Below are 26,019 nucleotides of genomic sequence, written 5' to 3' on the forward strand. Positions count from 1 at the left end.
ACCCCTCCTTATTTTGCTTCGTACCAAGTCGCGCCGTAGTTGAAGTCCACTTTTAGCGGTACATCAAGCTCGATCGCATTCTCCATAACCTCTGGTACTATTTTTTCAAGCAGCGCAATCTCCTCCTTAGGTGCTTCAAAAATTAATTCATCATGCACTTGTAATAGGAGCTTTGCCTGCATATTTTCTTTTTTCAATCGAGCATCCATATCAATCATTGCTTTTTTAATAATATCAGCTGCACTTCCCTGAATCGGTGTATTCATCGCGGTACGCTCAGCAAAGCTTCGCAGATTGAAATTTGAGCTCGTAATATCAGGTAAATATCGACGTCGATTTAAAATCGTTGTCACATAACCATTAAATTTTGCATCCTGCACGATATCATCCATATATTGTTTTACACCTGGGAAGCTCGCAAAATATTTCTCGATAAATATAGCAGCTTCCTTTCGAGTAATATCTAAATTTTGCGATAAGCCATAATCACTAATACCATAAACGATACCAAAGTTTACCGCTTTAGCAGCGCGACGCATATTGCTATCGACCTCATCAGCTGAGACATGGAATACATCCATTGCTGTACGTGTATGAACATCCATACCTTCACGGAAAGCTTCTACTAAATTTTTATCCTTTGACATATGGGCCAATACTCGCAATTCGATTTGTGAATAGTCGGCAGAAAACAATATCCAATCTTCTTGCGATGGGACAAACGCTTGACGGATTTTTCGCCCTTCTTCTAAACGAATCGGGATGTTTTGCAAATTCGGATCAGTTGAGCTTAAACGCCCTGTAGCTGTTAATGCTTGTTGGAATCGAGTATGCACCTTTCCATCCTCTTCATGGATTTCCTTGAGCAAGCCTTCAATATATGTTGACTGTAATTTTCCAAGCTGACGATACAAAAGAATATGCTCAATAATGGCATGCTCTGGCTTTAATTTTTCCAATACATCTGCTGCAGTGGAATAACCTGTTTTTGTCTTTTTAATAACAGGAAGACCTAGTTTATCAAAGAGAATAACACCTAATTGCTTTGGTGAATTAATATTGAAGGCTTCTCCCGCCTCCGCATAAATTTCTTGTTCGATAACAATTAGCTTGTCATTTAGCTCTTGCCCCATTTTTTCCAATGTGGCACGATTGACCGTGATACCCTCACTTTCCATTTCCCTAAAAATGAAAGCAAGTGGAAGTTCTAAGTTTTTATAGAGTTCGAACTGTTCATTTTCCTTTAACAATGTCTCAAGCTTTGACTGTAATGACCACACAGCAAAGGCTTTACGGCCGGCATGCTCAGCCAGTACATCCATGGCTGGTATAGCTCGTTTAGCTCCTTTACCATAAACACTCTCATTTGCCTGCACATTACGATAGCCCAGTTCTTTCGCAAGTGTCGCCACATCATCTCCACTTAGCCCAGGATTATTAATATAAGAGGCAAGCAATAAGTCAAATTCAACACCCGCTAAACGAATCCCCGCACGTTTTAACGCCGCCTGAGATGCCTTTGAATCAGACACATACTTTATTTTAGTAGCATCTTCTAACCAGAGACGAAGAACATCTGATTTAGCCGCAGTATCAAACGGCACGTACATTGTTTTCGCTCCATCTGTTAGTGCAATGCCTAGTTGCTGACACGTATGATAATGCTCGTCCTCTAGTTCCAAGTGCACTGCCATTACATCCTTTAAATGCTCTTGCTTTACTTCTTGCACAATTTCATAGTCAAACGGCGCTTGTTCTTCTTCTTGGACAGTAAAATCACTTTTATCTAGTAGTGACTTAAAGCCAAGCTCCCGCCACACGTTCATTAATTCTTCCTCATTCGGACCATTATAACCAAGATCAGTAAGCGTTATATCAATTGGTGCATCTGTAAAAATGGTAGCAAGCTTTTTACTCATTAGTGCCTGCTCTTCATTGGCAACTAATTTTTCTTTCATTTTTGAAGTCTTTACCGTATCCATTGCCGCATAAAGCGACTCCACTGAACCATGCTCTTTCAGCAATTTAACAGCCGTTTTTTCACCAACACCTGGTACACCAGGAATATTATCTGAAGCATCTCCCATTAAACCTTTCATATCAATAATTTGCCCGGGAGCTAAGCCGTATTTTTCTGCAATAAAGGCTGGTGTATTTTTTTCAATTTCGGTAATACCCTTTTTAGTAATGTATACGGTTACCTGCTCAGTCGCGAGTTGTGTTAAGTCACGATCTCCTGATACGACGATGACGTCCATATCCTGTGATGAAGCTTCTTTGGCAAGTGTCCCTATAATATCGTCCGCTTCGTATAATTCAAGCTCATATCGCTTAATACCATAAGCATCAATAAGCTTACGTATATAAGGAAATTGCTCAGATAATTCTGGTGGAGTCTTTTGTCGACCACCTTTATATTCCGTAAATGTCTCATGACGGAAGGTTGTCTTACCTGCATCAAAGGCAACCAAAATTTTCGTTGGTTGCTCTTCCTCTAATATTCTTTGTAGCATTGTTGTAAAGCCGTATACTGCATTTGTATGAATCCCACTATCGTTCGTTAATAAAGGTAACGCAAAGAACGCGCGATACGCTAAACTATTGCCGTCCAATAATAGCAATTTTTCCTTTGTCATGATTTTATCCTCCTGCGTTTTCGTCTTCTTAATTGTAAAACGAAAACGTATGTTTGAAAATGCCTCTTCCTTTTTACTTTATCGAGAAAACGATTATTTTACCAATCATAACGATGAAAATCGCTAAAATTTCTATATTTATATATTAGCTTAGGATTGTCTATACACAAAAAAGCCAATCACTTATAGTAATTGACTTCTCTCATGTTATTCACTGACTTCATTTGTTTTTTCTTTACGATAGAAAATCTCTTCATATATTACTGTCAATATAAAGGCATTCATAAAGGCAAACACTAAAAATAATGGCATACCACCAAGCTGTGGTTGTGTAAGCTCTGTACTGAATACCATTACGGTACCAATTTGTGCTAAGAAGAAAATGAAGCCAATCCCAACTTGCCATATAGGACGCTTGACTTTGCGTTTTTCGTACCAAAATATTTTTTTAAATATCTTTCGTACATCCTCAGCAATGACTAACCCTAATAAAAACAAAATCATAAAAAACACTGGTATATGATAAACACTTTTTGTGATCCATGCAAAATCTGATAGACGGAAGAAAAGTGTAAATAACGATGCAATACTACAGGCTATCCCTAAATTTTGGAGCCACTTGCTAATTGGCAACTTCACAACTATTACCCCCATTTTTTAATTCTGAACATTATCATTCTATCAGATAATAGTCATCTACGAAACACAAAATTATAAATTTCTATTATTTTCATAACGTATTATCGATAATTGAAAGATATTTATAAGATATGTGATTAAATTCCTAAAACCAAAATTGATAATTAAATAGTACAGAAGATTAAAATTATAACTAGATCACTCTTAAAAAGTTTGGAATGATATTTATTGAAATGTATGCCAAGTATAAGTTGACCTTCGTTCCGACCGGGCGACTCCTTGGGGATTAGCGTCAAGGGCACTGAAAAACTAAAGAAATTCATTTTTTTATATTATAAATCTGTCTTTTGTTGGATTTAGAAACTCAAAAAAGTCGATTTGCATCACATTTTTTGTGGCAAATCGACTTTTTCAGTGCCCTCGATTAGCGTCACAGATGAGACCCTGGAACGAGCCGGCAGAGGAACGAAGGCTAAAAACATCACGTCCTGTGATAACGCCTTCGTGACCAACATCGTGTTGGCCCAAGCGGCTCATTGGACGCCCTCAGGAAGCTTTGCTCTGCGCGAAAGCGAAGCGTCAGCGGCAAAGCGCCCAGTCGGAACGGAAATCAACCACACGTAATAGTGACGAGCCTTAAAACCTATAACCAATATGAAAAATATCATACAAAACACCTTGCTAGTTTCATGGATAGTGTAAAAAAGCCGTCTCAGAAAATTTGAGACGACTTTATATACTAATCCCTACAAGAATAATAGTATTATTTTATATAGCCAGATAATAGTTTTGCATATGGTGAAGTGGATGGCAAAATAATGACCGTATCCTCACCTACAGTTTTCTTATATGATTCTAATGTACGGTACAATGAATAGAATTCAGGGTCTTGAGAAAATGATTTATTATAAATCTTCGCTGCTTCTGCTTCACCTTCCGCTTGAATCAATGCTCCATCCTTTTTAGCCGTTGCTAGCATTTCTTGAACCTGCTTATCTGTTTGAGCTTCGATACGGCGTTTCTGAGCGTCACCTTCAGATAGATATTTTTGTGCGATTGATTCACGCTTTGAAATCATATTCGTAAACACGGATTGCTCATTCTCAGTTGGCAAGTCGATACGACGCATACGGACATCCACTACTTCAATTCCATACTTATCGTTTGAGAGCAATTCATTAACACGTTTAGTGACCTCGTCATTGATACTACCACGTGAAGAGTTTTCATCGTTAATAATCTCTGTATATTCTATTCGACCAAGCTCAGAACGAATAACTGAATAGATAAACTCTTCCATACGTGTTTCAACTTTTTCTATTGTTCCTGCATTGGAAATTAATTGCTTTGGATCTGTAATACGCCAAACTGCATAATTATCAATGATAATTCGCTTTTTATCCTTTGTATTAATCTCCTCTTCTGAAATTTCATAGGTCATTTGATTTTTTGGTAGTTTCGTTACGGTTTGAAGAAATGGTACTTTTATTTTCAAGCCAGGCTCACTCTGAAATTTCACTACTTCCCCAAACTGTCGAACAACAGCATACTCAGATTCTTTTACAATATAAGTATTGGCAAATAAAATAATTGCTATTGCGAAGACAACTGTTAACGTCACAGCAAGAGAAAGGAATTTTTTAGGATTCAACGGGCTCTTTTTAGACATTTTAATAACATTATCCCCTGTATCACCCTCACTAGGAGCAGTATTTTTCGATTTTCCTGATAAAAAATTTAAGAATTTGTCTAGATCCTTATTTTTTTGGTCCATTAGTTACCGCTCCCCTCTTTTTTCTCTGTTGGTGTCTCCTGTGCTGCAGGTTGCAATGCTTGAAGAGGCAAGTATTTCATCGTACTACCATCATCATTCATAATGTAAATTTGCGCTTTAGGTAAAACATTTTCAAGCGTTTCTAAAATTAAACGCTCGCGTGTAATCTGTTGATTGCCCTTATATTGCTCATACATTTTATTAAAGACAGCTACATCACCTTGAGCCTGCTCGATACGCGCTGTTTTTTCACCTTGAGCCTTCGAGATAATAGCATCCTTTTCACCTTGAGCCTCATTAGTACGCTGATTCGCATATTTTTCTGCTTCATTTATTTTTGTATTTTTCATTTCACGTGCATCAGTAACCGCTGTAAATGCCGCTCGCACATCTGTATTTGGTAATTCAACATCCTGTAGTTTTACCCCTAAAACACTTATCCCAATATCGTATTTTTCAATAAGAGAAACGAGTAAGTCTCTTGATTTTGCTTCTATGTCCGCTTTTCCCTCAGTTAACGCAGCATCGACTTTGGAACTTCCGATAATGGATCGAATCGCACTCGACGTAGCGCTATGTAATATTTTTTCTGGATCTTGTGAGTTGAATAAATATTTGTTCGGTTCTGTAATTTTCCATTGAACTACAAGGTCTGTTAAAACAATATTTTCATCCCCTGTAATCATTTTCGTTTCAGCATCGTAATCTTCCAATTCACCTTTTTTATTTTGCTTATAGCCAAACTGCAAACTAAATGTTTCCTTCGATAAAACCTCAACTGATTGTACAGGCCAAGGTAATTTAAAATGTAAACCTGGTTCTGTTACTGTATCATCGGCACGGCCGAATGTAATGACAACTGCTTGTTCTGATTCATCTACCGTGTACCACGATGTAAAAACTGCAATAAGTGCAACTATGCCGAAAATGCCAAGTCCCACCATCATTAGTGACCTTTTCACACTCATGTCGAATCCTCCCTTATACTTAGTACTATAGTTTACGAGATACTTTATAAAAAGTTTCAAAATATTTTAATAAACTAATACTTTAATTTTAGGCAGTTTGACATATGGTACATTTTTTATTTGGAAAATAAAAAACCCTGTTACCATTTAAGGCAACAGGATATTGACAACTAGATGTTCCAATGCTGGGAAAAATGTTGTTGTTAAAACAATACTAATTAATGCAGCTACGATCATAGCAAGACTTGCAAAAGTACCTTCAAGCTCACCAAACTCAAACGCTTTAGAAGTACCTGTACCGTGGGCTCCCATTCCCAGCATTAAACCTCTAGAAGAAGGTCTGTGAAAACGACATACTTTAATAACTAACGGTGCAATCAGACTTCCTAAAATACCCGTTGCCATAACAAAAACGGCTGTCAGCGTAGGAGAGCCACCAATCATATTGGAAATATCCATCGCGATTGGTGTAGTGACTGAACGCGGTACTAAGCTATGCACAAGCTCATCATTTAATCCAACTACTACGGCAATTATAAATGATGATGTAATGGCAACCGCAGATCCAACTGCAATACTTAGAAAAATTTCAAAGGCATGTTTCTTTAATAGGTTAAAATTTTTATAAATTGGTACAGCAAATGCAACTGTTGCTGGACCTAGTAAATTTGTTAAAATATTGGCTCCTGCATTAAAGGATTTATAGGATGTACCTGTTAGTAGCAAAATGATAATTATAACTAACGGTGTAATCAGTATAGGTGTTAGCCATTCCTTCTTATACTTTTTATAAAACATTTTACTAATATAAAAAATTGCAATAGTACCAAGTAAACTTAAGATAGCTATTAAAAAGCTCATGCAGTATCACCTTTCTTTCGTTGCTCTAGCCATTGTGCTGTGAAACCTGTTGCAAACATAACAACAATAGCACTCACTACAATAACAAGCACAACCTTCACACCTTGCACACCGAATAGTGCATCATAGTCGATTACTCCGATAGCAGATGGAATGAAAAATAGTAATAACTCACTAAGTAATAAACCTGCACCTAGCTCAATCCATTCAAGCTTAATAATATGAAACTGTAAAAGTAAAAACAATAAGACTAGTCCAATTATGCTCCCTGGAATCGGCAAGTGAAGTAGACGTGCAATACTATTTCCAACAAATAATAGTATATAAAGATAGCCGATTTGCACGATACTTTTGACGATTTTCATGGTCATCCTTCTTTCAATTTTTTATCCCGCTTTTACGGTCAGTAATATAGATCACTTCTTGATTAATTTCACCTTGGCATAATTGCGTCAGGAGGCATTATCTTCATTCAGTAGGTGTTTGGACACCTACTGAATGAAGATAATGTGGGCTAATTAACTGAACGATAAGCGCGATTGGTTCTACTAACAAGTACACTGATTATTAGTTGAATATTATGCTACTATACTTTACACCTATTTGCGTTACGTGTAAAACAGAAAAAGAATCTACCACCAAAAACTTTGGCAATAGATTCTTCCTTCTATGACGATAGCTAAGCAGCACAATCAAAAAATCTTCATGCATATAAGTAAAGATTTCTTAGCCAATTTATAGTCTTATCAATTATATAGGGGGTTTCTATTAATAAGTATAAGCCCCCATTGTGAATCTAAAATTGTGCTATTGTAAAGAAATCGTTAATTTTTCGGGATCATGACAATCATTTTTGTGCCTACGCTAACTTCACTTTCTACTTGAATGCGACCATGATGCGCCTCTACTAAGTGTTTAACAATAGCAAGCCCTAAACCTGTTCCCCCAGAATTCCGGCTTCGCGCACGATCCACACGATAAAATCGTTCAAAGACACGGGCTATTTCATGCTTTTCAATCCCTATACCCTGATCCTCTATTTCAATAATGCCGTACGTTTCATTTTCCTTTAATCGAATTGTAACGGTTGTATTTTCTGGCGAGTACGTAATGGCATTGGTAATTAAATTAGTGACAATTTGAATGATACGATTCGCATCACCCATAACCTGGACATCACGTTCTATATCAACATGAAAGCTCATATTTTTCTCATCTAGACGAGGTCCTGTCAGCTCTGCTCCACGTATAAGTACATCTTGCAAGCCCATCGGCATTATATTAACGGTAAAACCATGCTGTTCAATTTTCGATAACTCTAGTAAGTCCTGGATTAGCATCTGTAGACGGTTACTTTCTTTATAAATGATCTCTAAAAAAGATAGCAACATTTTTTCGTCCTTATAGGCCCCATCAAGTAAAGTTTCCGAAAAACCTTTAATAGATGTAATAGGTGTACGCAATTCATGAGATACATTGGCCACAAAGTCCTTACGAATCTGCTCTAAACGAACAAGCTCCGTAATATCGTGCATAACAATAACGACACCAAGCCATCGACCATGATCTCCTATAACAGGTGCTCCATACACTTCCTTATTATAAAGCTCCTGTTGGACCTCCATTTTAATTTGTTGTCGATAAGGCATTTCTGTTAGAAACACATGGTCGATAAACTGCTCCATTGATTTAGGTAAACCTATAGTACGAAAGACTTTTCCTTGCACATCGTCAATTTGCATACCGAAACGCTCTAAAAATACACGGTTCACGATAGATATATTCCCCTCACGTCCAATCATCATGAGGGAACTTCCCATGTTTTCAATTAACGTTTTAAGCCTTTCCTCTTCTACCTCACGAATCGTCGTAATATCCTGTAAATTACGCGCTAAAATATTGATAGAGTGACTAAGTGGCATCATACGTTCATGCTCATTTTCATGGGCACGTGCACGATAATTTCCCTTTGCCAGCTCAAGTGCTGTATCTGTTACGTTATCAATAGGAGCGGTGAAATTTCGAATCATATAGCGACAGACAACAGCTATTAATATAAGCGTGATTGTAAACAAAATCGCTAGCACTACATAAACTCGTGCACGAACATTCGATAATATTGTGTCCTTTGCTTCAATGTTTTGAGCAGTATACAGTGCCTCTTTATCTTCCTTAGATAGTTCAATCTTTCGTTCATCTAATACTTGACTGATGGATTCTTGCATCTGCGAACTCGCCTGCTCATTGTACTGTTCTATATAAACAGGAAAAAGCTGACCTATAACAATCATTAGGACAGCTAGTATCGTTCCAAGCAATAGCATGAATGTCAAGAATAAGCGGTTGCTCATTGATTTCATGTCGTCTTCGGCTCCTCAAATTTATAGCCAAGGCCGCGAATTGTTTTGATGAACATCGGCTTACGGCTATTTTCCTCGATTTTATCGCGAAGGTGGCTAATGTGTACATCCACAATTCGAGTATCGCCAGCAAAATCATACTTCCATACAGCACTTAATAGCTGATCACGCGTTAAAACACGGTTTTTATTTTCAAGTAAGTAAATGAGTAACTCAAATTCCTTTGGTGTAAATTCCAGCGCCTCATCTTGTAAAAACACTTCAAAACGCTCAGGAAAGACACGCAATTGTCCAAACTCATACATTTTCTCTTTAGGCACATTCTTATCTTCTGCCACAACATTTTGTGTAAAACGTCTTAATACAGCCTTTACCCGCGCTAACACTTCGCGTGGACTAAAAGGCTTCGTCATATAATCATCTGCCCCTAGCTCTAGACCAAGTACTTTGTCGAACTCGTCATCCTTTGCTGTTAACATAATAATAGGTGTATTCATACGTTGTTGACGAATTTGTTTACATACCTCCATACCATCAAGCCTTGGAAGCATCAAATCTAATAGAATTAAATCTGGCTGTAAGTCAATTGCCTTATCAAGCCCTTCTTGACCATCTGCAGCTGTTTCTACAACATAGCCAGCCTGCTCTAAATTATATTTCAATAATGTCGCAATAGAAAATTCATCTTCTACAACTAAAATCGTTTTTGTCATGTGTTATGCCTCCGATAGTGATTTGAAACCCCCATTTCAAATCTCAAGACGTCAATAATGCAATAGGTGGCGTCACTAGCAATGTACCTTCAATCACAAGTTGCTTTTTCTCATTATATGAGTGCACAGATACAGTAATTGTATTTTGTATTTTATTTACTTCTGTTACCTCTAAAAGCGTATCAAACAATTCATAATGATAGAGAGGTCCTAAATATTTTAAATGTTGCTCAATAATTCGTGCACCTGGTCCAGGTATATACTTTGACACAGCTGACGTAATAATACCATTTAACATGATCGTTGGTACGATTGGCTTTTGAAAAGGTGTCATCGCAGCATAATCATGTTGAATATAAAGCGGATTACTATCATTTGTAAGCCCTAAATAAAGCAATAAATCCTTATCTTCTATCTTTTCGGTAATATGAATTTTCTCGCCAACTGTAATTTCGTCAATAGTGAGACCAAGCTTACTGTTTTTTTGAAGCAAAAATACGCCAACCCCTTTTCTATCATATACCTTCATAGTATCAATTTTATTCCAAAAGTACAACGAAAAGCAGAATAACCATTTTATCTTCATTTAGCATTTTTTTATTTGTAACAAATAGAACGCGACAGCTACCATTACACCAAAGCGAAATTGATAAAAGTTTACTACCAAAACGTGGGGTTGATTTCCGTTCCACGCCACTCGCTTTGCAAAAGAGTCATACTTTAATTAATATGACACTTTAATTTCATTGACATAATAGTTTTTCAACAACATAAAATCGAGTAGGAATGAATCCCACTCGATTTCATAAACTTTTATTAAGCTAAAACTTTCATAACGTCGCGGACAGCCTCTGCCGATTTATCTAAAGCTGCCTTTTCATTGTCTGTTAATTCAAGTTCGAAGATTTTTTCGATACCATTTGCTCCAAGTAATGTCGGAACACCTAAATATAAATCATTGTAGCCATATTCGCCCTCTAAGTATGCGATAGATGGAAGTATACGTTTTTGGTCTTTAATGATAGCTTCCGCCATTTCAATAAGTGCCGCCGAAGGAGCATAATATGCAGAACCATTACCAAGGAGGTTAACGATTTCAGCACCACCGTTACGTGTACGATCAACAATCTCTTCAAGACGATCAGCCGGGATTAATGTTTCTAATGGAATACCACCCGCGAATGAGTAACGAGTAAGTGGCACCATTGTATCACCATGACCACCTAAAACAAAACCAGTGATGTCTTTTACTGAGATATTAAGCTCTTCAGCAACAAACGCACAGAAACGAGCCGTATCAAGAACTCCTGATTGACCGATTACACGATTTTTAGGGAAACCAGTTTCTTTGTAAACAGTGTAAGTCATTGCATCAACTGGGTTTGTAAGAACGAGGATTGTTGCATTTGGTGAGTAATTCGCAATTTCCTTGGAAACAGCTTTCATAACACCTTGGTTAATTTGAACAAGATCGTCACGGCTCATACCTGGTTTACGAGCAACACCAGCAGTGATGATTACTACATCTGAATCTGCAGTATCCGCATAATTGGAAGTACCTTTAACATAAGAATCATAGCCTTGCACTGGTGCAGCTTCCCACATATCTAGAGCTTTACCTTTTGTTGGGTTTTCAGCTTGTGGGATATCCACTAACACTACATCACCAAGTTCTTTTTGAGCTGCTAAAAATGCTGCAGTAGCGCCAGTAAAACCGCTACCGATTACTGAGATTTTTTTTCGTTTCAGAGACATTCGAATACGCTCCTTTAAAATTAGGTTTTATAATCAATTATGCCTCGGCATAATTGCGTCAGGAATCGGCTTTGTGCAAGCACAAAGCACTCCTTTCCGATTCCGTGACATCCGCCGGAGGCTTCTTTCAGCGGTTGTTTAAACACCCACTGAAAGAAATTAAAAAAGGGAGGAGAATAAATTCTCCTCCCTCGATTAAACAAGTTCATCGTAAATATTTTATTAAGCTAAGGTCAATAGAAATTTACATTTCACCCTAATTATATCGGCAGAATATACTTCCGCTTTAACTATAATTTCTATTTTTAGAATAGAAAATTATAGGTTTTTGATTAATTCAGTAGCGAATTCTGAACATTTTACTTCTTTAGCGCCGTCCATTAAACGAGCGAAGTCGTAAGTTACAACTTTAGAAGAAATTGTTTTCTCTACAGATTTAGTAACCATGTCAGCTGCTTCTTGCCATCCTAAGTGTTCAAGCATTAATACACCTGAAAGTAATACTGAAGATGGGTTTACTTTATCTTGACCAGCATATTTTGGAGCTGTACCGTGAGTAGCTTCGAAGATCGCGTGTCCAGTTACATAGTTAATGTTTGCGCCTGGAGCGATACCGATACCACCAACTTGTGCAGCTAATGCGTCAGAAATATAGTCACCGTTTAAGTTCATTGTAGCTACTACATCGAACTCAGTTGGACGAGTTAAGATTTGTTGTAAGAAGATATCAGCGATAGAATCTTTAACTAAGATTTTACCAGCTGCTAAAGCGTCAGCTTGCGCTTTGTTTGCTGCTTCTTCACCTTGTTCAGCTTTAATTGCATCATATTGATTCCAAGTGAAAGTTTGATCAGCAAATTCTTTTTCAGCTAATTCATAACCCCATTTTTTGAATCCACCTTCAGTGAATTTCATGATGTTACCTTTGTGTACTAAAGTAACAGATGGGCGTTTATGTTTAATTGCATATTCGATAGCAGAACGTACTAAACGCTCAGTACCTTCTTTAGATACAGGTTTTACACCGATACCAGAAGTTTCTGGGAAGCGGATTTGATTAACACCAAATTCAGTTTGTAGGAAGTTGATGATTTTTTGTGCTTGTTCTGAACCAGATTCGAATTCAATACCAGCGTAGATGTCTTCTGTGTTTTCGCGGAAGATAACCATTTCAACGTCTTCTGGGCGTTTAACTGGAGAAGGTACTCCATCAAAGTGACGTACTGGACGTAAGCATACATATAGGTCAAGCTGTTGACGTAATGCTACGTTTAGAGAGCGGATACCACCACCGATTGGAGTAGTAAGAGGACCTTTGATTGCGATTAAGTATTCGTTAATTTTGTCTAAAGTTTCTTGTGGTAACCATTCACCAGTTTGGTTGAATGCTTTTTCACCAGCTAAAACTTCTAACCATTCGATTTTCTTTTCACCGTTGTAAGCTTTTTCTACTGCTGCGTCGATTACGCGTGATGCTGCAGCCCAAATATCTGGACCGATTCCGTCACCTTCGATGAAAGGAATCACCGGATTGTTTGGTACATTAAGTACGCCATTTTCAACTACAATTTTGTTTGACATTGCTGTTGCCTCCTAAATTCATAATCATAGGACTGTGTTATAGGTAACACAGTCCCAAATATTCTAGCATATTTTCCAAATTAGCGCTCGCTGACTGGAATATATTTTTGCATACCTGGTCCAACATACTCTGCACGTGGACGGATTAGGCGGTTGTTAGCATATTGCTCTAGAATATGAGCTACCCAACCAGAAGTACGTGATACTGCGAAAATTGGTGTGAATAGGTCATGATCAATACCTAAAGAATCATACACTGACGCAGAGAAGAAGTCTACGTTTGCAGGTAATTTCTTTTGTTCTACGATCATGTCATGGATTTTAACTGACATTTCATAAAGCTCTGGTTTACCAGTTAACTCAGTTAATTTTTGTGACATTACACGTAAGTGTGGTGCACGTGGGTCGCCTTTGCGGTATACGCGGTGACCGAAGCCCATGATTTTTTCTTTGTTGTCTAATTTATTTTGAATATAAGATTCAACGTTTTCAAGTGAGCCAATTTCAGTTAACATTTTCATAACTTGCTCGTTTGCACCACCATGAAGTGGTCCTTTTAATGCACCGATAGCTGCAGTTACACCAGAATAAACATCTGATAATGTAGCTACACATACACGTGCTGTGAATGTAGATGCATTTAATTCGTGGTCAGCATGTAATACTAATGCTTTGTCGAATGCTTCAACTTCAATTGCTGCTGGTTCTTCACCTTTAAGCATGTATAAGAAGTTTGCTGCATATCCTAATTCTGGTTTTGGTGCAACTGGCTCTAAACCTTTACGAACACGCGCAAATGCAGTAACTACTGTAGCAATCTTAGCTTGTAAACGGATAGCTTTACGGTAGTTAGCTTCTGGATCCATAACATCCGCTTCGTCATCGAATACACCAAGTAAAGATACTGCAGTACGTAGTGCAGCCATTGGATGTACAGTTGAAAGTGGGTACGTTTTGAATTGGTCTACAATTGCTTGCGGAATAGACATGTTGTCCGCCAATTGTTGTTTTAATTCAGCTAACTCGTCCGCTTTTGGTAAACGAGTATGCCATAATAAATAAATTACCTCTTCAAATGACGCATTCTCTGCTAAATCATCAATGTTGTAACCAACATATGTAAGTGTGTCATCGATGATTGAGCTGATTTTAGATTCCGCTGCTACGATACCTTCTAAACCTTTAGTTGCTGACATAAATTATCGCTCCCTCATATTTATATTTTGTAGTTGTAAATGCATTTTGTAGGTCACATTTACGTTTTTTGCTCATATGAACCATTAAGTAAATCGCTTACATTGCTATTATAATCATTTTTGACAGCTTTGTGAATGAAAATCCTCCGAATAAAGAAAAAGGCGATCGAGCGATTATATATACGCTTTAAAGAGAGTCTTTTGCATTTTTTGACATTGATTCATTATTTGAAAAGGGGTGAATTTGTTAAAATGAGGAATATTAAATATTTTTCATACGAAAGAACTACAAGTATTTTATTTTTTATATTCTATTTGGTAATACTTTGGTTCGTATTGCCTGTATCACTTGCAATTTTCTTGTCTTTTTCTACGTATCCTATCATAAAATTTCTTCACTCTTATTGTAGGATCACCTATTGGCTTGCAGCAATTATTGTGGAAGCACTCATACTAACTTGCATTTTTCTTCTCGTTATCATATCTATAAACAGCATTATTCTTGTCTTCCCTGAAATTCGAGACACACTACAAAATTTCCCACTTTTCAATGAATATGAATCAATGTTCATGCAAGTCCTAAAGGAAAAATCACTTTCTATATTCGATTCAACCTTAGTATATATAGCAAATATTTTCCAATTATTAATGAAGCATGTAATTGAAGTATTTATATTCCTTGTCGCATACTATTTCGCCCTATTAGAAACTCGCAAATCTCGATATTGGTTCTTTCAATATGTGCCAAAAAAATTTCGCAATGAGTGGCAGTCACATTTTTCTAAAATTATGCAACTATTTCATTACTTTATATTCGTGGAGTTTCAGCTATTCACGATCACACTGCTCATTCTTTGTGCGGGATTTTTGATTCTTCAATTTGAACAAGCCATCATTAAAGCATTTATAGTAGCTTTTGCAGATGTACTTCCATTCTTCGGCATCGGAGTGTTTCTTGTGCCAATGAGCTTTTATTTTTACTTAAAAGGAAATACCTTTTTATGTGTGGCTATTTTACTTTTGTATCTATTCGTTCAATTAACAAGGCAGCTAGCTGATTCTATGCTTTGGTCAAATACGCTACAATTGCGAACATTCCATACCTTTTTCATCAGTGCTGCCTCTATTTTATTATTTGGTTTTTACGGTATTTTACTTAGCCCCGTATTTTTATTTTTGGCGGTTAAACTAAAGGAAAATACTATTTTTGAACGATGATAAATTGACCTTTTTTCATTTTTTTACGCATCCAATAATAAAAGACTGGTTGGAACATTTTACGAGAAAAAGGCATGAGTAGTAATAAACCAATAAGATCCGTTAAAAAACCTGGTAATGCTAAAAGTACACCACCGCTAAAATTTAACACTGTATCAATTAAAGCTGGCCCTGGAGCCTCTCCACGTGCTATCGTATTTTTTACCTTTTGTACAGAATTCATACCTTTATTTTTCACTATATAAATACCTATAATACTCGTAGCAACTATGAGCAATAGTGTACTTAATACACCAATATTTTTACCAATTACTATTAATAACGCCAACTCGGCTAATGCGTAGACAATGAAACCAAGAAAAATTTTTCGCATATTTTTCTCCTTCCTATCTAAAAAAGCTATACCTTTTATACGTTATTATAGCCCATTTAGTTTCATAAAAAAACAATGAGCCCTATTTAAAGAGTTGACGACGCTAAGATTTCGGTGAAAAACCGCAAAATGCTATTTACTTCTTTATTATAAGAAAAGCTCTAGTACAATTATTTGCACTAGAGCTTTTTTATAGAATCAATTATGCCTCGGCATAATTGCGTCCGGAATCGGCTTTGTGCTTAGGCCTGCACGATGCAGGTCAGTTAGCTGTTATCGCATGGATGCGATGATTTTAGGCTAACATCCTCTAAGAATTCCTTTACGATTCCGTGACATCCGTCGAAGGCCATAACTTCTTTCAGCGGCCACCCGGAAGTTAAAGAACACTTGCATGCCCTTTGTATATAACTCCAGTTTCAGCATCCATCGTAATTTCTTGATCGTGGCGGATCAATGTAGTGGCTTCTTTTACTCCGACGATAACAGGAATGCCAAGGCTCAGCCCTACAACCGCAGCATGACTTGTAAGCCCGCCTTCCTCTGTAATCAGACCGATGCAGTTTTCAATTGCTGGCATCATATCGCGATCTGAACCAACCGTTACTAAAATGCATCCGTCTGTATCATACGCTAGTGCCTCTGCTGCATTTTTTGCAACAACTGTTTTACCTACTACTGAAGCCTTACCGATACCTTGACCACGGGCTAGTAAATCTCCGATGATGTGTACCTTCATTAAGTTAGTAGTACCTGCTTCACCTACTGGTACACCCGCTGTAATAACAACTGCATCACCGTGTGTTACAAAGCCATGCTTTAAGCTTTCATCAACAGCTAGCTCTAAAATTTCATCTGTTGTCGTTACACGTTGACATACAACTGGGTATACACCCCAAACTAATGTTAATGTGTTAGCTGTATTGGCAGAGCCTGTTACAGCGACAATTGGTACACCTGGGCGATATTTTGCAATCATTCTAGCTGTGTTACCACTTTCTGTTGGTGCTAGTACTGCTTTCACGCCTAAGTTAATCGAAGTGTAAGCTACTGCCTGAGAAATTGCCTCAGTCATATTTGCCTCTTTTTCACGACTACGTGTAGAGACAACCGCCTTATAATCTAATGAATTTTCTGTACGCTGTGCGATTTTATTCATTGTTTGTACAGACTCTACTGGATAAAGTCCCGCTGCAGTTTCACCAGACAGCATAATCGCATCTGTACCATCGATAATTGCGTTTGCTACGTCACTTGCCTCTGCTCGCGTTGGACGTGGATTACGCTGCATCGAATCTAACATTTGTGTAGCTGTAATAACTGGTTTACCTACTTGATTACATTTTAAAATTAATTTCTTTTGTACAAGTGGTACTTCTTCTGCCGGAATTTCTACACCAAGGTCACCGCGTGCTACCATTAATCCATCTGAAACTAAGATGATTTCATCGATATTATCGACACCCTCTTGGTTCTCGATTTTCGGGATAATTTGAATATGGCTACCACCATTTTGTTCAAGCAATTCTCGAATCTCTAGTACATCCTTTGCTCGACGAACGAATGAGGCTGCAATAAAATCAACGCCTTGCTTAATACCGAATAGAATGTCTTGGGCATCTTTTTCTGTAATTCCTGGAAGCTGTACAGAAACACCTGGCACGTTAACACCCTTTTTATTTTTTAAGACACCTGCATTTTCAACTATCGTATGAATAAGACCTTTTTCCATATCAGTTGCTAATACACGTAATTGAATAAGACCATCATCTAATAAAATAATTGAGTTTTGCTCAACGTCCTCGATTAAGTGATCATATGTGACAGAAAAGCTTGTCTCTGTTCCTTCGACTTCGGTCATTGAGATATCAATCACTTGCCCTGCCGCTAAATGTAATTCCCCATTTTTCATATTATGTGTACGAATTTCAGGGCCTTTTGTGTCGAGTAAAATACCAACTGGCTTGCTTAATTTCTGTGCTACTTCGCGAATTAAATTAATACGTCCTTCATGCTCTTCATGAGAACCATGTGAAAAATTTAAGCGGGCAACATTCATACCTGCTTCAATTAGTTTCTCTAAAGTTTCTGGTGACTCACTTGCTGGACCAATTGTACATACGATTTTTGTTTTTCTCATTTTCTGCCCACTCCGTTTTATGCCAAATTATATTGATAGTTCTTTCATTAAAGTATATAAACTTACATCTGACTCATGATTTTTTTCGAAAGCCTCAGGCATATCATAGTCTATAACCTGATGATTGCGGATACCAACCGCCCTGCCAGACTTTCCTTCCATTAGTAATTCAACTGCATGAGCACCAAATTGACTTGCCAGAACACGATCACGTGCAGTAGGTGAGCCGCCACGCTGGATATGTCCAAGAACAGAAACACGCGTCTCTTTTCCTGTTTTTTCTTTTAATATTTTTGCCAAATCACTACCAGACATGACACCTTCAGCGACTATAATAATGCTATGCTTTTTCCCACGCGCTGCACCACGGTCTAAGCGTGCCACAATGTCATCCAAATTATAATCTTCTTCTGGAATTAAAACTGTTTCAGCACCAGCTGCAAGACCTGCCCATAATGCAATATCTCCTGCATCTCGCCCCATTACCTCAACGATAAAGGAATTTTCATGGGAAGTTGCTGTATCGCGGATTTTATCAATGGATTCCACAACCGTATTTAGTGCAGTATCGAATCCTATAGTATACTCGGTTCCTGGTACGTCATTATCGATTGTGCCTGGTACGCCAACAACAGGAAAGCCTTTCTTCACTAAATCCATCGCACCGCGGTAGGAACCATCGCCACCAATAACGACGAGTCCTTCAATGCCAGCTTCATGCATATTGTCAATGCCTCGCTGCTGAACAGCGTCTTCTTTAAATTCAGGACATCTTGCAGAATTTAAATGTGTACCACCACGTTGAATAATGCCACCTACTGAACCTAAATCAAGATTTTCCATACTTCCATTTATTAAGCCATCATAGCCGTGCTTAATTCCGACAACATCAATTCCATGATATGCTGCCTTACGAACGACTGCACGAATAGCTGCATTCATTCCTGGCGCATCTCCACCACTTGTTAATACCGCAATTTTTTTCATTGTCGAACCTCCTGCAGATACTATTATTATTCACATTAACATGAAAAAACAAACTATGTAAGGGCTCTGAGGCTACAAAAACATAACTTTTACATAAAAAATAAAAAGAATGCGCTTTCACACACTCTTTCCATACAAAAACATCCGAAATCTAACATTTTTTCAAGAAGTCTGGCGTTATTTTTGCGCTGTTTTCTTCTTCCGTTATTAGAGCTTTTTATCAATCTAAGACACAAATTAGCTTCCTCATCATAGTTTATTGTTAATTTCCGTTCCGCCTGTACGCTTTTCATGGGCATCCGATGAGCGTTTAGAGAAACAAATGGTTTCTGTGCGAAAGCGTAGTGCTAACGTAGCGACAGCAACAAATGGTTTCCGGGCGAAAGCGTAGTGCTAACGTAGCGACAGCAACAAATGGTTTCTGTGCGAAAGCGTAGTGCTAACGTAGCGACAGCAACAAATGGTTTCTGTGCGAAAGCGTAGTGTTAACGTAGCGACAGCAACAAATGGTTTTTGTGCGAAAACGAGCGCGGGAACACGACGTTGGTCACGAAGGCGTTATCACAGGACGTGATGTTTTTTAGCCTCCGTTTCTATACAACATTCGTTCCAATTTTTTCCCTAGGGAGTTGCCCAGTCTCCACTCCAATCAACTAACTAACAAAATCTTTACAATTCTTGTTACTGACCACTTTTAATGAAAAAACATAAAATATGTGAATTTAAGCTTCTGTATATTGTCCGATCTTTCTGAACTTCTCATAACGGTCTTCAATCAATTGTTCGCTATTTAAAGAATTTAATGCTTTTAAAGTGTCACTAATACATTCTTTTATATAAAGTGCTTGCTTCGCTACATTGCGATGTGCTCCACCTGTTATTTCAGGGACTATCCCATCAATAACGCCAAGCTCTTTTAAGTCAGGTGCTGTTATTCGCATTGCTTCTGCTGCTTGCTTCGCAAGACTACCATCACGCCATAAAATCGAAGCAGCCCCTTCTGGTGAGATAACCGAATACGTTGAGTTTTCTAACATAAAGACACGATTCGCTACACCTAATGCAATTGCACCACCACTTCCGCCTTCCCCAATAACGATAGTAATTACTGGTACTGTTAAACCCGCCATTTCGACTAGATTTCTGGCAATCGCTTCACTTTGACCACGTTCCTCAGCTGCCTTACCCGGATAAGCACCTTTTGTATCAATAAAACAAATAATTGGGCGCTTAAATTTCTCAGCCTGCTTCATTAAGCGTAATGCCTTACGATATCCTTCAGGGTGTGGCATACCAAAATTCCGACGAATGTTTTCTTTAGTTGATTTTCCGCGTTGGTGTCCAACAATTGTTACTGGCTGACCTTCAAAGACAGCGATTCCTCCAAGAATAGCCGCATCATCACCAAATGTACGATCTCCATGTAATTCAATAAAGTTTTCGCACATAGCTTCTATATATTGTAATGTCGTTGGTCGTTCTGGATGTCTAGCAACCTGTACACGATCCCATGGTTTCATATTGGCATAAATGGATTGTTCTAGCTGTGTTAGGCGTGTTTCTAGCTTTTCGATTTCGCCTGTCATGTCTACATCCGCATCGGCAGCAATTGTTTTTAATTCATCAATTTTTTCACGTAATTGTACTACTGGTTCTTCAAACGCTAAATTTTTAGACATGTTGCACGCCGCCTTTCGTATGCATTTTTACAAGCATTGCTACTTGGTTTCGTAAATCTTTTCGATGGAAGATTGCATCAAGCTGACCATGCTCTAGTAAAAATTCTGCCGTTTGGAAATCACTTGGTAGTTTTTCTCTAACTGTTTCTTCAATTACACGACGACCAGCAAAGCCAATTAAAGCTTGTGGTTCAGCAATATTAATATCTCCAACAGAGGCAAAGCTTGCCGAAACGCCACCTGTTGTCGGATGCGTCAATATAGAAATAAACAATAATCCTTCATCACTATGACGTTTTAATGCTACACTCGATTTCGCCATTTGCATTAATGATAGAATGCCTTCTTGCATGCGAGCTCCACCACTAGCAGTAAAAATAATAAACGGTACACGTAATTCAGTAGCTTTTTCAACGGCACGTGTGATTTTTTCTCCTACAACTGAGCCCATTGAGCCCATACGGAAATGAGAATCCATAATTGCTACAACAATTTCTTCTCCATCAAGAGTACCTACCCCAGTCAGTACAGCTTCGCTTAATCCCGTTTTTTGTTGATCCACTGAAATTTTTTCTACATAAGCAGGGAAATTAAGTGGATTACTTGTTTGTAAATGATCATCCATCGAAACAAATGACCCTTCATCTAAGAAATATGCTACGCGCTCTTGGGCAGTCATTTTGAAATGATGGTCACATTTTGTACATACTTTATGATTTTTTTCTAATTCCTTCGTTAATTGAATATGACGGCATTCGGGACATTTTGTCATAAGTCCTTCTGGAAATCCCTTTTCTTGTCCGTCATCTTTCTTTTTGCTAAATAAGCTGCGTATTGCCATGTTCGACTCCCCCTTTGTTGTCTAAATGCTTTGTACAGTCTTCATCCACTGCTCGTAAGCTTTAAATGCTTCTTTTTCATAGCCAAGCTGCATCGATTTCAACATAGTTTGAATGATTAATTTTTCATCTTCAGTTGAGTTTCGATTTAAACGGTCACCATCATAAGCTGCTAACTGAAACCAGATTTTCAATGAAAGACGATTTCCTGACGTGATTAATATTTCTCGTAAAACATCCCGACAATTAATCGTACCTTCTATCTCTAGCTTTACAAAAAAACTGTCCCACACAGGTAGTGTTCGCAGAGTCTCTGTACAACTTATTACGCGAATGGCTTCCATTTCATGAATTTGTCGCGTTAATTCGACATCCTTTTTCGATTTTTCATCTTCTAATATAAACATCGACAGTATTTCTACGAGCTGATGCTTATGTGTGGAAGCTAGAAACGTACCTCCACCATGTCTCGTTTCAATAAGACCTAACAATTCTAAGCTTCGCAATGCCTCTCTCACAGAGGATCGCCCGACACCTAGACGCTCTGAAAGGACTCGTTCGGAAGGTAGCTTTTCGCCAGCTTGTATTTTTTCCATTTTAATAAGTTGACGTAATTGTTGGACGATTTCTAAAAACACTTTCTTTTGTTCGGTTTTTGTATCCATACGATCAACTCCTCTTAATCAATTTCGCCTTGGCGTAATTGCGTCGGATTTTTGAATTGTGCCCGCACAATTCATTCCTTTCAAAATCCGTGACATCCGCCGGAGGCTTTATCTTCATTCAGTAGCTGTTTGGATACCTTTGAAAAGGAACTACATCCACATTCATACACCACCTTCAGAAGTGGGAGTCTTTTACTGAATGAAGATAAAAGTGGTCTGGCCACTTTTCAACATTGACTATAGCTTACAAAAAAACTGTTAAAAAGTAAAGAAAAAACTGCATAATAATCTATGCAGTTTCTAAAATCTTCTTTAATTTCATATTTTTTTTGTCGTTTGTGCATGTTTTACTTTTACCTGAGGCTTACCAAAACGTCTTTCTAGCGTCCCCTCAATATAAAGCAATTCATCTTCAAGTAATAGCTCTTGAACAAGATGAAAAACCTGCGGGAATAAGGTTACAGATACCGTTCCAAATTCATCCTGAAGCTGAACAAAAGCCATTTGCTCCCCTTTTTTTGTGCGTATTTTTTTCACTTCTTCTATCATGCCAATTATTTTCACATACGTTCCCTCACGTGCATGCTTTAACTCTCGACACGTACTATTTACTTCATTCCAAAAAGCTCTTTCCTCTGTGACTGGATGGGCCGAAATATAGAAACCGAGACTTTCCTTCTCATGTAATAATTTTTCCTTTTGCGACATCGCTTCCGCTTCCATATACTTTGGCTTACCAAAACTAAAGGCAGTAGCCGATTCGATATCAATATCGTCAGTTGGTCGTAGTAACTCAGCATGCTTCAAGGCTGCCTCTAATGTCGCTATCAGTATAGCACGATCTTTGTCCAAATAATCGAGAGCCCCAGCGAAAATTAAAGACTCCATAACTTTCGGTTTAAAATGCTGTGCGCTTACAGCAACTGCCAAGTCAAATAAATTATTAAATGCTTCTGCATTCGTTTGGCGTAAGGCATTAACTGTTTCTATAAATGTATAGGGTACACCCTTTATTCCAGATAAGCTATAGCGAACTCCGTCCTTTTCAACAGTGAAAAATTTCGTACTATGTTTTAATGAGGGTGGGTAAAACGGTATCCCCTTCTCTTTTGCCTCACTCAGAAGCTGTTGAATTTTTTCCACATTTCCAGTTGCATTTGATAATAACGCAGCATAAAAACTTAGTGGGAAATGTGCCTTTAAATAGGCCATTTGATAAGAAATAACACTATATGCCACAGCATGACTTTTAGGGAAACCATAGTCTGCAAAGCGCACAATTAATGCATACACGTCTTCCGCCACAGGAATATCAAAGCCTTGCTTCATTGCTCCATTGACAAATGTGGCACGCTGCTCCTCTAATACTTGACGATTTTTCTTACTTACTGCTCGACGCAATAAATCCGCTTGTCCCATCGTAAAACCAGCCATCACCGAGGCAATTTGCATGATCTGCTCTTGATAAACTATAACACCAAATGTTTCCCGTAAAATGGGCTCTAACGCTGGGTGTGGCATAATAACCGGTTCCTTCCCTGCTTTCCGTCTTGCATAGGCAGGAATAAAATCCATTGGGCCCGGACGATACAACGCATTGACTGCTACTATATCTAAAAAATGGGTTGGATGAATATCACGTAAAGCTTGTTTCATACCTTCAGATTCTAATTGAAAAATACCTAATGTATCTCCCATTTGAAGAAGCTGAAATGTCTTTTCATCTTGCATTGGTATAAGCTCAAACTCTATCCAAGGGCCACCTGCTTTATAAATTGACCAACGCACCTGCTCTAATATTGTCAGATTGCGCAAACCTAAAAAATCCATTTTAACAAGCCCACAAGCTTCTACATCTCCCATTGGCCATTGCGTACAATATATTTCATCATGTCCCTCTTCAATCGGTATCGTATTAACTAGTGGTGATGGTGCTAGCACAATCCCAGCCGCATGAGTAGAAGAATTTCTTGGCAATCCTTCTAGTTTTAACGCCACCTCTAACCAGCGACGATGCTGCTCATCCTCTGCTAGCCAGCCTTGTAAGCCTTGTGATTCGGCCACAGCTCTTTGCAGTGTTATCCCAGGTTTATTCGGAATCATTTTTGAAATTTTTTCCAATGTTTCAGCTTCAAAACCAAAGACACGGGCAACATCTCTAGCAACTGCCTTAGCAGATAATGTGCCAAATGTAATAATTTGCGCTACATTTGATTTTCCATATTTTTGAGCGACATAGTGGATCACTTTTTGTCTTTTACTGTCGACAAAATCAATATCTATATCTGGTAGTGTGACACGTTCAGGATTTAAAAATCGTTCAAATAATAAGCCGTAAACTAGTGGATCTACTTGTGTAATAGATAGACTATAGGCTACAAGAGAACTTGCTGATGAACCACGACCAGGGCCAGTTAAAATACGGTTCTCTTTAGCAAAATGCATAAAATCTGCAACAATTAAAAAATAATCTGCAAAGCCCATTGAACAAATAATTTCCAGCTCATACTGAAGTCGCTCCCGATAAACTTGAGGGATTTCAGTTTGCTTGAAACGCTCTGCTAATCCTGTAAATGCCTCTTTGACAAGCAAGCTTTCGGCTGTTTCATTTGTTGGCACAGGAAATTTAGGCATTTGCACGTGCATTTCAGGGATTTCCGCTGTACAGCTAGCTAACATCGCAGCACTAGCATCAAGCCATTCCGGGTGATCCGCAAACCAGCTTCGCCATTCTTCCGCTGTTGGAGCGAAATAACCTTGCACATGCGCTGATAACATTGTACCAGTGAGCTTTTCACCTGTATCAATTGCTCTTGCAACTTCAAAGGCAAAATGATCTTCTGGACGTAAAAAATAACAGCTCTGTGAGGCAACCATCGTTATGTTCTCAGTTTCACACCATGTTACATACGATTCTTCTTTTTCGGCTATCATTCCTGCTGGTCTTGCTATACCCATAAATAAATGCTTACCAAATACCTTGTTGAGAGCACTCGCTACTTCAGTCCAATCCTCCATTTCTACTAAATCATCAGAAGAAAGTAATGCCATACAGCCTGTTGCATACCCTTCCAGCCATTTCCACGGAAGTACGTCATCCTCCCTAATCGAAACGGCACTACTAATCTTTAAAAGGTGCTGATAGCCTTCTTGTGTCTGAGCATACAACACAAGTGGAACCTTTCTTTCCTGCCACTGTACGTTTATCGAAAGCCCTAATACAGCATGAATATTTGCTTGCTGTAATGCTTTACAAAAAGGCAAAAGCCCGTACAATTTCGAATTGACTATTGCACAGGCCTGAGTATTTTGCTCTTGTAAAAAAGGGACCAATTGTTCAAGCCGAATCGTGCTTTTTAATAAATCCGCGCTCGTATGCATTTTCGTGTATACATGTGTCAAATGAATCCCTTCCTTTCTTTCTAGGTAATATATTTCAATAACAATGCATTATTATCATAGCTAAAGCACGTTCTTATTATCTTGAGTTTAACAGGTTATTGCCAAATATTAGATTATCACCATAACGTATGGTTGATTTTCCGTTCCGTCTGGGCGCTTTGTAGCTGTCGCTTTGCTTTCGCTACAGAAAACATTTGTTGCTGCCGCTACGCTTTCGCACAGATAAAACATTA

At 38.2% G+C, this 26,019-nt stretch carries 21 protein-coding genes; 1 reads left to right on the forward strand and 20 read right to left on the reverse strand.

Annotated features, from left to right (window positions below; translation table 11 throughout):
- Window positions 1-8 precede the first annotated feature (8 nt).
- From polA to citZ, 12 genes are all read right to left on the reverse strand, one after another.
- Window positions 9-2,636, reverse strand: coding sequence for a DNA polymerase I (gene polA / locus FJQ98_RS21540; protein ID WP_201406542.1), 2,628 nt, complete (start codon window positions 2,634-2,636; stop codon window positions 9-11).
- A 207-nt stretch (window positions 2,637-2,843) separates the two neighbouring features.
- Window positions 2,844-3,275: a hypothetical protein gene (locus FJQ98_RS21545; RefSeq protein WP_053592405.1), complete on the reverse strand. Its 432-nt coding sequence runs from the start codon at window positions 3,273-3,275 to the stop codon at window positions 2,844-2,846.
- Between the two features lie 763 nt (window positions 3,276-4,038).
- Window positions 4,039-5,049, reverse strand: a complete 1,011-nt coding sequence (hflC, locus tag FJQ98_RS21550; RefSeq protein WP_053592404.1) for a protease modulator HflC — start codon at window positions 5,047-5,049, stop codon at window positions 4,039-4,041.
- Window positions 5,049-6,017, reverse strand: a complete 969-nt coding sequence (gene hflK / locus FJQ98_RS21555) for an FtsH protease activity modulator HflK (RefSeq protein WP_053592403.1) — start codon at window positions 6,015-6,017, stop codon at window positions 5,049-5,051. Before hflK ends, hflC begins: the two co-directional genes overlap by 1 nt.
- A gap of 147 nt (window positions 6,018-6,164) precedes the next feature.
- A complete protein-coding gene (locus tag FJQ98_RS21560; RefSeq protein WP_053592402.1) occupies window positions 6,165-6,878 on the reverse strand; it encodes an LrgB family protein in 714 nt (237 codons plus the stop codon).
- Window positions 6,875-7,243, reverse strand: coding sequence for a CidA/LrgA family holin-like protein (locus FJQ98_RS21565; protein ID WP_053592401.1), 369 nt, complete (start codon window positions 7,241-7,243; stop codon window positions 6,875-6,877). Before FJQ98_RS21565 ends, FJQ98_RS21560 begins: the two co-directional genes overlap by 4 nt.
- A 459-nt stretch (window positions 7,244-7,702) precedes the next feature.
- On the reverse strand, window positions 7,703-9,238 hold the full coding sequence (gene pnpS, locus FJQ98_RS21570) for a two-component system histidine kinase PnpS (RefSeq protein ID WP_053592400.1): 1,536 nt from the start codon (window positions 9,236-9,238) through the stop codon (window positions 7,703-7,705).
- A complete protein-coding gene (locus tag FJQ98_RS21575) occupies window positions 9,235-9,951 on the reverse strand; it encodes a response regulator transcription factor (RefSeq protein ID WP_053592399.1) in 717 nt (238 codons plus the stop codon). Before FJQ98_RS21575 ends, pnpS begins: the two co-directional genes overlap by 4 nt.
- A gap of 43 nt (window positions 9,952-9,994) precedes the next feature.
- Window positions 9,995-10,444: a MaoC/PaaZ C-terminal domain-containing protein gene (locus FJQ98_RS21580; protein ID WP_082339553.1), complete on the reverse strand. Its 450-nt coding sequence runs from the start codon at window positions 10,442-10,444 to the stop codon at window positions 9,995-9,997.
- 323 nt (window positions 10,445-10,767) lie between these two features.
- Window positions 10,768-11,706, reverse strand: coding sequence for a malate dehydrogenase (gene mdh / locus FJQ98_RS21585; RefSeq protein ID WP_053592397.1), 939 nt, complete (start codon window positions 11,704-11,706; stop codon window positions 10,768-10,770).
- A 318-nt stretch (window positions 11,707-12,024) separates the two neighbouring features.
- On the reverse strand, window positions 12,025-13,287 hold the full coding sequence (gene icd, locus FJQ98_RS21590) for an NADP-dependent isocitrate dehydrogenase (protein ID WP_053592396.1): 1,263 nt from the start codon (window positions 13,285-13,287) through the stop codon (window positions 12,025-12,027).
- Window positions 13,288-13,367: 80 nt separating this feature from the next.
- The gene (gene citZ / locus FJQ98_RS21595) at window positions 13,368-14,483 is read right to left on the reverse strand and encodes a citrate synthase (protein WP_053592395.1); all 1,116 of its coding nucleotides are present in this window, start codon (window positions 14,481-14,483) and stop codon (window positions 13,368-13,370) included.
- Between the two features lie 252 nt (window positions 14,484-14,735).
- Here citZ and FJQ98_RS21600 point away from each other — a divergent pair, with 252 nt between their 5' ends.
- On the forward strand, window positions 14,736-15,701 hold the full coding sequence (locus FJQ98_RS21600) for an AI-2E family transporter (RefSeq protein WP_075807141.1): 966 nt from the start codon (window positions 14,736-14,738) through the stop codon (window positions 15,699-15,701).
- On the opposite strand, the gene FJQ98_RS21605 is transcribed toward FJQ98_RS21600, so the two are convergent.
- The 8 genes from FJQ98_RS21605 to FJQ98_RS27330 all read right to left on the reverse strand — a co-directional run bounded on the left by FJQ98_RS21605 (window position 15,685) and on the right by FJQ98_RS27330 (window position 26,017).
- Complete coding sequence (locus FJQ98_RS21605) at window positions 15,685-16,074, reverse strand: FxsA family protein (RefSeq protein WP_053592393.1); 390 nt, start codon at window positions 16,072-16,074, stop codon at window positions 15,685-15,687. The genes FJQ98_RS21600 and FJQ98_RS21605 overlap by 17 nt on opposite strands.
- 379 nt (window positions 16,075-16,453) lie before the next feature.
- Window positions 16,454-18,214 carry a pyruvate kinase gene (gene pyk / locus FJQ98_RS21610; RefSeq protein ID WP_053592392.1) on the reverse strand — a complete coding sequence of 587 codons (1,761 nt, stop codon included), beginning with the start codon at window positions 18,212-18,214 and terminating at the stop codon, window positions 16,454-16,456.
- 27 nt (window positions 18,215-18,241) lie between these two features.
- Complete coding sequence (pfkA, locus tag FJQ98_RS21615; protein WP_053592391.1) at window positions 18,242-19,201, reverse strand: 6-phosphofructokinase; 960 nt, start codon at window positions 19,199-19,201, stop codon at window positions 18,242-18,244.
- A 722-nt stretch (window positions 19,202-19,923) separates the two neighbouring features.
- The gene (locus tag FJQ98_RS21620; RefSeq protein WP_053592390.1) at window positions 19,924-20,880 is read right to left on the reverse strand and encodes an acetyl-CoA carboxylase carboxyltransferase subunit alpha; all 957 of its coding nucleotides are present in this window, start codon (window positions 20,878-20,880) and stop codon (window positions 19,924-19,926) included.
- A complete protein-coding gene (accD, locus tag FJQ98_RS21625) occupies window positions 20,873-21,721 on the reverse strand; it encodes an acetyl-CoA carboxylase, carboxyltransferase subunit beta (protein WP_053592389.1) in 849 nt (282 codons plus the stop codon). Before accD ends, FJQ98_RS21620 begins: the two co-directional genes overlap by 8 nt.
- A 21-nt stretch (window positions 21,722-21,742) precedes the next feature.
- Window positions 21,743-22,384, reverse strand: coding sequence for a FadR/GntR family transcriptional regulator (locus tag FJQ98_RS21630; protein ID WP_053592388.1), 642 nt, complete (start codon window positions 22,382-22,384; stop codon window positions 21,743-21,745).
- Between the two features lie 318 nt (window positions 22,385-22,702).
- Window positions 22,703-25,786 carry a DNA polymerase III subunit alpha gene (gene dnaE / locus FJQ98_RS21635; RefSeq protein ID WP_053592387.1) on the reverse strand — a complete coding sequence of 1,028 codons (3,084 nt, stop codon included), beginning with the start codon at window positions 25,784-25,786 and terminating at the stop codon, window positions 22,703-22,705.
- A 108-nt stretch (window positions 25,787-25,894) separates the two neighbouring features.
- Complete coding sequence (locus tag FJQ98_RS27330) at window positions 25,895-26,017, reverse strand: hypothetical protein (protein WP_277815911.1); 123 nt, start codon at window positions 26,015-26,017, stop codon at window positions 25,895-25,897.
- Between the last annotated feature and the right edge of the window lie 2 nt (window positions 26,018-26,019).

The sequence above is a fragment of the Lysinibacillus agricola genome, from assembly GCF_016638705.1.
In the GTDB taxonomy this organism is placed as follows: domain Bacteria; phylum Bacillota; class Bacilli; order Bacillales_A; family Planococcaceae; genus Lysinibacillus; species Lysinibacillus agricola.